This window comes from Arthrobacter sp. SO3, from assembly GCF_020532825.1.
Lineage (GTDB): Bacteria > Actinomycetota > Actinomycetes > Actinomycetales > Micrococcaceae > Arthrobacter.
Genome location: NZ_MQTS01000238.1, coordinates 1 through 11806, shown reverse-complemented (window position 1 = coordinate 11806; position 11806 = coordinate 1). Strand labels below are relative to the sequence as shown.

Here is an 11806-nt window from a genome sequence, read left to right as displayed (position 1 = left end):
GCACCGCACCCCGGCCGCACCACCTGAGAGGACGACACCTGATGAGCACCTGCACCGCCCTGATCATCCCCGCCGACGGACGCGAACCCGCACGGGTCGAAACCATCGACGCATCGCTGGAGAATCTGCAAACCCTCGTGGCCGGAAACATCGAAGCCGTGAGCGGCCACGACTGGCACTTCTACGTCAACGAGGAAGGCAAGATTCTGAACCTCGCCCCGAACCGCCGCGCCGCTGCGCTGGTCCTGGAAGAAACCGGAGTCCTGACCGATGTCTACTGCGGGAACGCCGTGTTCCTGGGCGAGACGAACAACGGCGGCGAGGCCGACGTCCCCGAGGAACTGATCGACCTGGCACAGCAACTCTTCGGACTGCACCAGCCGGTGAGCTGACACCCAGCGGTGGCTGGCCCTTCATGGCCGGTCACCGCTGGCGGTCCGCCGCCCGTGGTTGGCGGGCGCTTCTGGTTACCGGCGGCGGACCGCCAACCGCAGGCTCATGCGCGGGAGGCAGGGCGGCGCGGCAAGACACCCGCAGCACACCATGAGCAGATCCCGGGGTGCTCATGAATGGTTCGCAGCGCTCACCCCAATAGAGGCGTCCGCTGGTGCGGCCGGCTGTTGGGTCCAGTGCCTCCGTCGCAGGGCTCCGGTGACCCGGGCCCTGGTCTACGTCTGCGACGTTTTTGTGTTGCTGTCCTGCGGATTCTAGGCGTCCGCTCCAGCCCGTCCAGCCCCTCCTTCGTCGGGGCCTGCGGTGCAGGAAATGTCCCTCCGGCGCTCCTGCGTCGCTGATTTCCTCCAGGAATTTCCTGCCTCTTGCCAAGGTGGACAGGCCTCCGTCGGCCGCCGAGCAAGCGAGCTTGCCAGCAACAAAAAAACAACGGGGGAGCAGGGGACGCTGGCCGGTCACCTAAGCCGCCCCTCTCACCCCCACTTCTCGGACAAGAAGGAGCAACACCATGAACGCCACACCCACCCTCGAAATGCTCGACCCGGCCACCCTGACCGTGGACATCAACGTCCGCAAAGATGCCGCCCTGACCGCCGATTTCATTGCCAGCATCAAGGAACACGGGGTGATGGAACCCGTCATCGCCCACCGCAGGGACGACGGCGTGGTGCACGTCCTGATGGGACAGCGCCGCACCCGCGCCGCTGTGGAAGCCGGGCGCACCAGTATCCCGGTGATGCTCATCGAGTCCCCCGAGGACGCCGAACGGATCGTGACGCAGGTCGTGGAGAACATCCAGCGCGCGGAACTGACCGAAGCGGACGAGGCTGAGGCCTACCACCAGCTGTCCCTGATCGGCGTTTCAGCCGCCATGATCGCGAAGAAGACCGGACGGACCAAGACGACCGTGGAGGGCGCGCTGAAAGCCAAATCCACCGACACCGGATCCGCCGCCCTGGGCAAGGGGTACACGATTGAAGCGGCCCTGATTCTGGCCGAGTTTGCCACTGACGGTGACGCGGTGGAGGAGTTGGAATCGGTCATCGCCGATGAACCGGACATGCTCGCCCACGTCACCCAGCAGTTGCGGGACCGCCGCGACCGCGCGGCCGCCCTCGCGGCGCTGACCGCCGAGCTGGAAGCCGCCGGGACCACCGTAGTGGAACGGGCCGGATACGACGGGGACAGCGAGAACGTTCGGGTGTCCTCGCTGAACCGGGCAGACGGGGAACCGGCCACCGAAGAGGACGCCAACGCCGTGCACATTGTCACGTCCTACAACGGCCATCACTCCACCGTCCCGGTCGTGGCCGGATGGAGGGAGCTGGGTTTCACTCTCCGGTACAACGGCTACGGCGCTTCAGCGGCGAGCAAGGGTCCGATGACGGAGGAGCAGAAGGCGGAGCGGAAAACCCTGATAGAAAATAACAAACTGATGCAATCTGCCACTGTGGTCCGGCGCGACTTTGTGAAGTCGTTGCTGGCGAAGAAACAGCTGCCGAAGGGATGGCAGCACTTCACCGTCCACGCCATCACCCATCACCCCGAAACGGCCAGCGGTTACGAGGGGACCGTCGCCGCTGAGATGGCAGGGGCCAAGGCGGGGGAGAGCTCGGACCGGTGGGGTTGGAACCCGTTGCGGGACCACGTGGCCAAGTCCACGGCCCGGCCCGAGGTGTCCCTGATCGCGCTGGTCTGCGCCGGGTATGAGAAGACCATCGCCAAGGACTCGTGGCGGTCCCCGAGCATCCGTCACATCGATTACCTGACCCGGCTCATTGCATGGGGGTACACGGCAAGCCCGGTTGAGCAGATCATCCTCGACAGCGCCGCACCCGCAGAGGAACACGTAGCCGAGTAGGATCCCTTGCCGGGCGGAACCCTCACCGTCCGGCAAGGCCCACGGCCACTCACCAATTGATGGCCAGGAATCTTCCCAAGGTCGGGCGGTCCGCCGCACGGTGCGACCCAAAGAAGCTGGTCATCAGCGGCGGACCGCCGTTTGACGCCACCACCAGGAACCATCAGAGTGCCGCGGCTCCTGCCGGCAGACCACGCGACACGCAACGCGGCACCACGCGCCCAATACGATGATCCGTCAGCCGTTCAGGTTCAGCGCAACATTCAGCTAAGCTGGATCACAGATTTCCTTTGTCCGAGGAACAGAAAAGGACCGGCCACCAGGCCGGTCCTTTTCTGTTTAACCGCACACACCCGGACGACAACCCGGAGGTCCGATCCTCAAATTTCTCCGACCCGGCCCGCTCCTTACGGAGACTGTGCACAGCCACCGATTACCCGGGGTGACGTGCGCCGGGGATGGTGACGTGGTGGTTGTGTGCAGACGGTCAGGTGGGTCCCGTCGTCCCCGTGTGTGCGGGAAAAGCAGCGGAGCGATTGGGCTTTTGCCGTGCCCATGGGGTCGAGGGGCTTACTTCTCGGACACGGCAGTAATCGGAGCCGACTCGTGCGTGGTCTTCCGACCGCGCGGCCTCCCGCCGGCCTTCTTGGTCGGGGCGTCCAGACCGAAGCCCCGCAGGTCCGACTCGGTCCAGTCTGCGCGCAGGGCGGCCTGATAGTCCTTGGCGTACTTCTGCTCTGCTGCGGCAAGCAGCTGGGCAGCCTCCTGGACCTCAACTCCGCTGGCGGCGGCCGTCTTGACGGCGTTCACTTTGGTGTCCCGGGCGGCGTCGATCTTCGCGGCGGCTTTAGCGACAATGTCGTTGATATCCATACCCAAACCCTACCGGCCGTCACCGAGGCCCGAAAGCAGCCTTTCGGCGACCAAGCGCGAAAGGCGAAAAAACCTCCAAAGAAGACTGTGCGGAGCAAGCTATACATTTACACGGGTGTAAATGGCGTGTCGCTCACGCGCCTGCGGCGGTGTGCTTGGCACACTCGTTGGTGTGGTCCCCGGTTTCGGGGTCGCTGCGCTGGGCTTTCAAGGGATGGGGGAGTGCGTGACTGAGCAGAGTGAATCCCGTCCGCGCCTTTCCAAACGCCGCCGTGAGAATTCACCGGCGGGGACGAAGAAGCGCCGCGAGGTTTGGGTCACTGTTGAAGAGGAAGCCGCACTCGTTGCCAGAGCCGAGCGGGAGAAGGTCACCGTCCCGAACCTCCTGATTTCAACAGCACTGTCGGAGCACTCGGAATCACCGACGGAACGCCGCGCCATTGCAGCGGAACTGATGTCCCTGCATAATCTGCTGGCCCGGTCCTCGAACAACATCAACCAGCTTGCCCGGCAGGCCAACGCGACCAGCGAGTTCCCCGCTGAAGCCCGTGAAGCGCTGAAGCACATCCGCACTGTGGCCATGCGCATTGACGACGCCATTGACGGGTTGATGTAGGGATGATTCCGAACATCACCCGCGGTTCGCGCATGGGCGGGCTCATGGTTTACCTGGCATCGATCGATGCCAACAAGACGAAGAACTCCCACACCGACCCACACCTGGTAGCCGGGGATGCGGCCATCATGGCGTGGTACGACGACGGCGTGCTGGACCGCGACGACGCCCTGGCGATTGCCACGCACCTGGACCGGCCGCGCAAGATGTTCGGCGTCTCGGTGCAGATCAAGGACATGCAGTGGGACGCGGCGAAGAAGGAACGCGTACACGTCGGGTACAAGGACGCCAGCGTGTGGCACTGCTCGCTGAGTCTGCGCGCCGAAGAGGGCGCACTGACGGACCAGCAGTGGGGCGATATCGCCAACGACTTCGTGGACTCCATGGACTTCACCGAAACCAGCGGCAAGGCACCCTGCCGGTGGGCCGCGGTCAACCACGGCACGTCCGAAAACGGCAACCACCACATCCACCTGGCCGTCTCACTCGTCCGCGAGGACGGCACCAAAGCCTCCACCCACGGCGACTACAGACGCGCGCAGCAAACGTGCCGCGAGCTGGAGGTCAAGTACGGGCTGGAACAGCTCTCAACCGTCCACGCCGCCCGTGGATATGACCGGGCCGAGAAGGCCACCGCCGTCCGGGACGACCGGGAAATGCACCGGTCATCACTGGCCCGGAAAGTCCGCGCCAGCGCCAGCGCTTCCGCGACGGAAGCGGAGTTCGTACGCCGGGCCCGCGACACCGGCCTGCTGGTGCGGCCGCGTTTCGCGAAGAACACTACCGACGTCGTTGTTGGCTACTCAGTAGCCGAACGGCCCACCCGGGGCGAGCGTCCGATTTGGTTCGGCGGCGGGACCCTCGCCTCGGATCTGAAGCTTGGTGCGCTCCGTGAAGAATGGCCCGACACCCCGCACCTGGCAACGGAGGCGGCAGCCGAATGGAACGCCGCGGCGCGGAACAAGCGCACCGTGTCCAGGGCCGGCCCCGAGAACGCAACGCCGTCGGCGGAGGCGTGGGTGGAATACACCCGCAACGCGACCGCCCTGGCTGACCAGTTGCGCAGCATTCCGCGTGATGATCACGCGACCTGGGCGAAGGCTGCACGGGACGTCTCCGGCGCGTTCGCGGCATGGTCGTACAGGCTGGAACCGACCCCGGGTCCGTTGGCGGCCACCGCCGCTGAACTGTCCCGCACGGCGCAGCTGCGCGCGCCACGGCAGCACAGCAAGCCTGTCGCTCTTCCGTCGATTGCCGGGACTGCCATGTTGTTCATGGCCGCGTCGAGCAAGAGCAAGACGGCCGCGCAAACGGCACTCATGGTGCAGCTGATCAACACCGCCTTCGCCGTGTATGAAATGCACGCCCAGTCCGGGAGGGCCCGAGAGGCCCAGCGCATCCGCTCCGTGGTAGAGGAGCGGCTGGCTCCCTTCACCGGCACCATGCCCAAGCCGGTTGCGGTGGGCGCCGGACAGCAGCCGGCACCTGAGGCCGGAGTACCGCGCCGGGCGATCGACATCGCCCGGCGCGGCATGGTCCCCGTCCGTCCGGGATCAGTAGTCCCCGCAACGCCAACACCGGCAACGCCAGCCAAGACCTACCAGCCCAGCCGACGCGACTCCGGGCCGGGCCTGGACCGATAAAGACCAACACCACCAACTGCAAGGGGAACAGCATGAGTGAATCAGATGGAATGGATGACGTCCTGGACGGCGGCCTGCGGCAGTCGCTGATGATCGCCTCACGCATTGCCGAAACCCTGGCCCGCCGACGGCAGGAATCCCAGCGGCAGCAGGAACACCAGGACGCCCAGACAGCGCACGAAGCGCGGGCACGCCTCGGGGCTGAACGCAGCGCCGCCCACGCTGCGCTGGCACCCGTGGAGAAAGCCCAGTGGTGGGACAAAGCCCAACCCCAAGACATCGCCACAGCACACGCCGTCGCTGAAGGCTGGAAAGACCACGACCCCACCGCACTCGCAGCCTCAGAAAGGATCCGTCGGGAAGTCCTCACCCGCTACGGCATCGACACCCACGACGTCGGCACAGACGCCGCCTATCTGGAATCAGGGATCCAGACCGCCGCCACGGAGAAGGCCCGGCAGGACGAGCTGGACCGCAGCCAGGAAGTGACACGCAAGGCCGCCGCGGAACACGGGAAGGCCATGCAGCTGCTCGCAGCAGCCCGCGCCGAAGAACTCCGCGCCCAGGCCGCGACACTCGCCCCGGAGATGGAACGCCACCAGGTGCCCGCAGAGTACCTGGCCAATGCGGAGCTCGCCCAGGCACTGCAAACCGCCCACACAGCAAAGACCCCCAATGCGCTGGAAGCAGCGGACGCAACAGTGCAGGAACGTCTGTTCCTCATAGGCAAGGACGGGATCAACGGCCCCGACCTTGATCAGCTGCGGAAAGAAACCACCGCTAACATCAACGGCGCCGGCGACTCACACTTCCAGGATCCCGCGTTCGTGAAAGCCGCCAAGGACATGCACGAAGCCAAGCTCCTGGCAGAGGGCGGCTTCAAAGGCTCCGAGCGGACATCACTGGAGGAGCGGTACGAACGAGCTGAGAAGGAACTCTTTGCCCGCATGGAAGGCCTCGGCCGCAAGATCGAGAACCGTGTCACCGGCAACGACAGCAGCCGTTTGAAGGACCAAGCACTCAAAGCGGAGAGCACGTCGGCCGCCGACTACGGCTCGGCCGAACACCACGAGAAGTTCGCCCAGTCCCTGGCAACCACCGGCGCGAATGAGACCCAGATACGCGGACGCCTCGCCGCTGCCCGCAGCGAGGGCACCCACCCCAGCGCAGCAGTGACCATGGGCAAGGGCGCCGCCAAAGCCAGGAAATCGCGCACAGGCGCAGCAGCCGGTTCTGAGAGGGGAAAGAACGGCCTGACCCGCTAGAAAATACCAGCACACACAAAAGGGGAGACGGCCGTCGGTCGTCTCCCCTTTTGTGTGTGCTGGTTTCTCTATGTTTTCCTGCGTCCGCACGTCAGGAGCCCAACCCTTCGGGGCCTTCTTCGGCTTCTTCTTCATCGGAGGAACCGGTGCTTGGAGTGCCGGATCAGCAAGGGAGGACCATTGCGGCTGTTAATTTTTCATGTAATATTATTGCAGGCTAACGAAAGGGCTTCTGATTATGACCTCGTCGGATCATCAACTTGCGCTCTACCTGCACTCCGAGCTTATGACCCTGACTGAGGCCTTGCACGAGGCGCTGGCCACCGCCGCGGAGGATGCTGACTCCACTCTTCCCGGTTACAAGCAGGCGGGCAATATGTCATTCCTGCGCTCTGGGATTATGCGGCTCGGTGTTCGAGAGCACCTTTCTCTGGTCGGTCTTGAAGGTTGGGCTCTGGCCGGCAATCCAAACAGGATGGGGCAACTGCAGTTCGTAAACGGTAACGGCGATCTGGTCCTGCGCTTCTTGAAAGATGGCCGTCCCCCAGCCAAGGGCATTCCCCATGCAGGGCCCAACAAAGCTCGGCGCGCGTTCTGGCGCAACACGCCAATGCTTGACCTCGGCATTGACACCCTCTTTGATTCACCGCCACTTCATAGGCTGCTCCTGCTTTGGTCGCCGGGCGAGGACGGAACGTTCAACGTCCGCGCGGTCCGGCCGCTTGAAGCTGGCAAGTACTCCGGAACCATAGCCATTGACTTCAGCATGGATCTGGCACCAACCCGGACAGCATTCGAAGAACTGAAGTTCGTAGGCGAAGATCACGACGAGGATCTAATCATTGACATCGACAAAGACGAGGAGAGCGGCGGTGCAGCAGGAGCAGCGGAGTAGGCGCCTCGTCACCCTACGGCACCTCCTGGGCTTAAGTCAGACCGATCTGGCGGAGTCCACAGGAATCAGTCAGCCCCAGATATCGCTCATGGAGCGTGGCGATCGCACTGTGACGGATGGAGCAATTGTACAAATTGCGGCTGCAACACAGATGCCGACGTCCTTCTTTGATCAAGTCGCGGTGACAAGCTCAGGTACTTTGTCATTTAGGAAACTTGCCGGAGCCTCCGCAGTGAGTCGAGACTCCTCCATTGCTCGCTTTGAAGAGCTCGAGCGCGTGGCTACAGAGTTGTGCGGACGCATCAGTTACCCGCTTGCGCCGTTGCCACAAGCAGAGGACGACATCGATGGCGACGATATCGAAGCCTTAGCGGCCCAGACCAGAGCGGCTCTCAAACTAGAGCCAGCGGACCCCATTCTCAACCTGACTCGTTCAATGGAACGCCGCGGAATAGTTGTAGCCGCAGTAGCCGCCGTTGATGAAGGAATTCTTGAAGGGCACGATGGAGCCTCCCGGGCTGCTGACCATATACACCGCCCAGTTATTGCATACGTGTCGGGCAAGCCAGGAGACCGTCAGCGGTTCACTGAGGCACACGAACTAGGGCACATCGTCCTCCACGGCCGGCGGCCTGACGTCGGGGAAAAGATCAGGGAACGAGAGGCGCATCGCTTTGCCGGTGCACTCCTTATTCCGCAAGAATCTATGCGCGACGCTGTCTCTGAAAATCTATCTTTGAACGGCTATCTGGCGTTGAAAGCGACTTGGGGGGTCTCGATTCAAGCAATTGTCGCTCGGGCCCATGCCCTGGGACTCGTCTCTGATGCACGACGGAAATCCCTGATGGTACAGATCTCATACAAGGGCTGGCGCAAAAATGAACCCGTGGATGTGAGCCCGGAGCGCCCGCTGCTGCTGCGACAGATGCTAACGAAAGAATTCGGCAGCAGCCCCTATCTCAAGGCCTCTTGGGATTTGGGTACCGCTCCAAGATTTCTCCAGCAATGGGCTCCTGGTGCCAGTACCGAAGACGCTGAGTGCGCCCAGACCACTGCCGTGTATCTTGAGAACTCGGCGAACGTAGTTCCGCTCTTCCGCACAGGCACGTCTAGGAAGAAGACCGCTCAATAAAGCACTCAGGGAAGCGAGTCCCGATGTGTGCTCGATGTCAAGAATCTCCGTGCCTGCTCGAACGCCCGGCAACCCACCCTTTTCGGCTCCGACGACTATGACCGCGTAGCCGCCAAAGTTGCGAAGAGCGACGGTAGGGAGCCGGTTCGCGGCACCAAGAATGAACTTTGCAACCTTCGTCGTTTCTTCCCTAGAGGAGAAAGTCCAGTTCCCTCTCTACTTCCAAGTAATGCTTTTCAGCAGTGTCTCGGCCAAAATCGCCTTGCGCTGGCGCTCTCCAATAGGCTGACGGCTCACATCCTGGGTAGATTTTCCTCTCTCTTACACCGGCGACGGTCGATGCTCCAGTTGTGCGGAAGCTTCTGCTCTTGGCCCGGGGGCCTTCGGGAATCGTGCCTCAGTCGTGCTCCCATTGGAGCTCGAGGAGGCGAAGGGCATCGCAGATTTCGGGGCTCTCGTGCTGTAAGTCCTCGACCATGACTCGTTCGATCTTGGGCGTGACAGGCGGATTACCCGGGCGCTCGAAGATGGCCCAGAGCTGGAGATCATCACCCTGTCTGGAGGCAAAGGTGACGCCATCGAAGTCTGTCATCTCGTAGAGCCAGGAGGCTACAGCCTGGGTCAGGTGACGCGGTCGGGCGTCCTTCAGTGCCGCCGTATCAAAATCGCCCAATCCTGAGGCCAGGGCCAGTCCGATGAAGTGCGGGTACAGGGCCGCGACGCTGCCCGAGGCGGTCACCGCGCAGTACCGTCCAGACAGCTCCGCGGACGCGGCAGCGCGCACATCAAGCCACTCCCTGGGGACCTGCCCCGGGGCGATGGTGGGGTGCAGGACCTTATCCTCGTCGTCCTCGACGATCTCGTCCAGCTCCATACTGAGCCGTGCATCCTTGCGGAAATGCGCTAGAACCTCCAAAAGGCACGCCAGGAGGGACGAGCCGGCGTAGATGGTGCGGAAGTTGCCGTGAAGGTCATCCCACCGTCCCGGGAACCGTCCGTCGGTGGCCCATTCCCAGCCGCTCCAGGCCCACGGTTCCGGCCGGAAGCCGACACGCCAGACCCTACCGGCTGCCTCGGCCGCCGTCAGTTGTGCAGAAAGCACCGATCAGCCTGCGGCCGCGAACGCCCGGGCGGCGGCCAGCACCTGCGGGCCGGCGTCGTCCAGCTGGCCTTCGCGGAGCAGGCGGGCCGGCGGGACATCGTCCAGCTGCGGGTTCATGCCCTGGAACCAGGCCTGCACTACGGCACGGGAATCACGCTCGGCGAGCAGGGCGGCCACATGGTAGGCGGTGCGGAGCCGGTGCATCACGTCGGCGGAGGGTTTCCGTTCCCCGTCGGCCCATTGCCGGACGGCCCGGGTTTCCTTCACGGAACCGATGTAGGCGACCAGTTTCGCCCCCAGCAGGTCCCTCAGATCCCGGACCAGCACGTCGTCGGCCAGCCGGATGGAATCCTGGTGGGCCTTCAGTCCGCCGCGGGCGCCTGTCACTGCAGTCATGGTTCATGATCCCATGAAAAGGCTCACTGAATCAATGGTCCAAACACACTCTTAATCACGCCCTGTACTGGCAACGCGACTTGTTGAGGTGAGACGAGTAGCCAGCCGAAAACTTTCACGGTCGCCTCTCAGCTGCGCTGGCTGCGAAAGTCTTGCATCTCGTCCGGGACCCGGAGCATGCCCTGCGTATGCGCCTGTCAACGCCAGACCAGGGCTGTAATCGGCAGCCCGCCCGTGGAACCCGAACCGCATTCCGGAAGAGTTCACAATCTGCATGTCGTAGTCGGGATGGTAGGTCTGCCCATACCTCCGTCACTCCAGGATCCACCGTAAGCGCTTATGCCCATTCGGAGACCTGGACCCGACATCTGCGAACCGCCTGTCATTGGCTTCCCGTTGAGCCTCTGGCCTGCAGGGAGGCGCCGATGTATCTGGCGTAGGTGCTGGCTGAGGCAATGGCGTGGCGTTCTATGGTTGCCGGGGAGTAACCCAGGACTTCGGCGATGATCGGCATCGGGGTTGCCTTAGTCATTTCGTGAAGGGTGCCGAGCCGGGCCGCGCGGGTGGAGAACATCCTTTTGAGACGCTCACGAAGTGTTGCGCCTCTGAGGTGTTGTCCTGGCTTTTGGCCGGGGAAAATCCACGGTGAATTGGGGTGCGCCGCCGTTTGGCCCTGTCTCGTTGCCAGATCGCGTAGGGGTTGGTCGAGGGGAGCCGGAAGTGTTATGGCCGTGGCGCCGAGGGTGACGGTGGCCCGTTCATCCAGTATTTCGGTGTCGTTCCAGGTGAGGCGTACGGCATCTTCGATGCGTTGTCCGAAGATCAGGACGAGGATGGCCGCGAACCTGTCGCGGGAATTGAGTTGATCGCCGTGGATGACTTCCTGGATCAGGAGGTCTTGCTCGGCGGCCCCGAGCTTGGGACTGGTGCCTCGCCGGTGCGGGGTCATGGCGATGTTAGTAGGGGCAAGTCTGCTTTTGATGGCCCATTGGAGGAACCTGCTGGCGAACTCACGGGTCGTGGGGCCTCCTGCTTGCCAGGCGTCCAGGTCTGCCTGCGTCAGCTTTTCGAGTGTGGTGCCTCGGTCGGCAATCCATTTCAGGAAATCGATAGCAACTGTCGCGGTTTGTTTGGAACGCAGGAAGGTGCCCTCGCTGACCTGCTCCATGGCGTTCATGCGCCGGATCAGATGCCATCGGATGAAGCGGCGGGCAACGTCGTGGCTGTCGCCTTTGGGGAGTCGCTGGAGGGCCTGTTCGCTCCAGGTGTGGTAGCGGGCGAGACGTTCGTCCCGGCGGGGGAGCACGCCGTGTTCGACCAGCAGTCCGCGGACGTAGTCGCGGGTCCGGTGTGGGGGCAGAGCGTCCAGGGAGTCGTGGGTTATGGATTCGGAGGCGGCGAGGTCTGTGAGGAAGCGTGTGACGTGCTTTTGGTTGATCCAGGTCAGTCCGCTGTTGGCACGGTTCATGGACTTCAGAGCTGCGGCCACGTGTGGCTTGCCAATGTAGTTGGCGAAATTGACAAGGCAGATTTGTGGTCAGGGCAGGGTGGGCCACGCGGAGGTGGGTCA

Annotated in this window: 11 protein-coding genes; 7 read left to right on the top strand and 4 right to left on the bottom strand. The window is 63.3% G+C overall.

Translation table 11 applies throughout. The features are described 5' to 3' along the window. Together BJQ90_RS20105 and BJQ90_RS20100 are read left to right on the top strand one after the other, a co-directional pair. A partial coding sequence (locus tag BJQ90_RS20105; RefSeq protein WP_226761954.1) for a DUF3846 domain-containing protein occupies nucleotides 1–392 on the top strand: 392 nt, incomplete at its 5' end. Between the two features lie 569 nt (nucleotides 393–961). Next, nucleotides 962–2314, top strand: a complete 1353-nt coding sequence (locus tag BJQ90_RS20100) for a ParB/RepB/Spo0J family partition protein (RefSeq protein ID WP_226761953.1) — start codon at nucleotides 962–964, stop codon at nucleotides 2312–2314. Between the two features lie 570 nt (nucleotides 2315–2884). Here BJQ90_RS20100 and BJQ90_RS20095 read toward each other — a convergent pair. After that, entirely contained in the window at nucleotides 2885–3187 is a 303-nt protein-coding gene (locus tag BJQ90_RS20095) for a hypothetical protein (protein WP_226761952.1), read from the bottom strand. 226 nt (nucleotides 3188–3413) lie between these two features. On the opposite strand from BJQ90_RS20095, the gene mobC reads away from it, so the two are divergent. From mobC to BJQ90_RS20070, 5 genes are all read left to right on the top strand, one after another. Continuing rightward, entirely contained in the window at nucleotides 3414–3803 is a 390-nt protein-coding gene (gene mobC, locus BJQ90_RS20090; RefSeq protein WP_226761951.1) for a plasmid mobilization relaxosome protein MobC, read from the top strand. A 2-nt stretch (nucleotides 3804–3805) separates the two neighbouring features. Continuing rightward, nucleotides 3806–5446 carry a relaxase/mobilization nuclease domain-containing protein gene (locus BJQ90_RS20085; RefSeq protein ID WP_226761950.1) on the top strand — a complete coding sequence of 547 codons (1641 nt, stop codon included), beginning with the start codon at nucleotides 3806–3808 and terminating at the stop codon, nucleotides 5444–5446. A gap of 32 nt (nucleotides 5447–5478) precedes the next feature. Further along, a complete protein-coding gene (locus tag BJQ90_RS20080; protein WP_226761949.1) occupies nucleotides 5479–6711 on the top strand; it encodes a hypothetical protein in 1233 nt (410 codons plus the stop codon). A 238-nt stretch (nucleotides 6712–6949) separates the two neighbouring features. Then, nucleotides 6950–7606, top strand: a complete 657-nt coding sequence (locus BJQ90_RS20075) for a hypothetical protein (protein ID WP_226761948.1) — start codon at nucleotides 6950–6952, stop codon at nucleotides 7604–7606. Beyond that, the gene (locus tag BJQ90_RS20070) at nucleotides 7584–8738 is read left to right on the top strand and encodes a helix-turn-helix domain-containing protein (RefSeq protein WP_226761947.1); all 1155 of its coding nucleotides are present in this window, start codon (nucleotides 7584–7586) and stop codon (nucleotides 8736–8738) included. The genes BJQ90_RS20075 and BJQ90_RS20070 overlap by 23 nt, the downstream gene beginning before the upstream one ends. A gap of 397 nt (nucleotides 8739–9135) precedes the next feature. Here BJQ90_RS20070 and BJQ90_RS20065 read toward each other — a convergent pair whose 3' ends face one another. The 3 genes from BJQ90_RS20065 to BJQ90_RS20055 all read right to left on the bottom strand — a co-directional run bounded on the left by BJQ90_RS20065 (nucleotide 9136) and on the right by BJQ90_RS20055 (nucleotide 11725). Further along, nucleotides 9136–9840, bottom strand: coding sequence for an RES domain-containing protein (locus tag BJQ90_RS20065; protein ID WP_226761946.1), 705 nt, complete (start codon nucleotides 9838–9840; stop codon nucleotides 9136–9138). 3 nt (nucleotides 9841–9843) lie between these two features. Further along, entirely contained in the window at nucleotides 9844–10236 is a 393-nt protein-coding gene (locus BJQ90_RS20060; RefSeq protein WP_226761945.1) for a hypothetical protein, read from the bottom strand. A gap of 382 nt (nucleotides 10237–10618) precedes the next feature. After that, a complete protein-coding gene (locus BJQ90_RS20055; RefSeq protein ID WP_226761944.1) occupies nucleotides 10619–11725 on the bottom strand; it encodes a site-specific integrase in 1107 nt (368 codons plus the stop codon). Nucleotides 11726–11806: the final 81 nt, after the last annotated feature.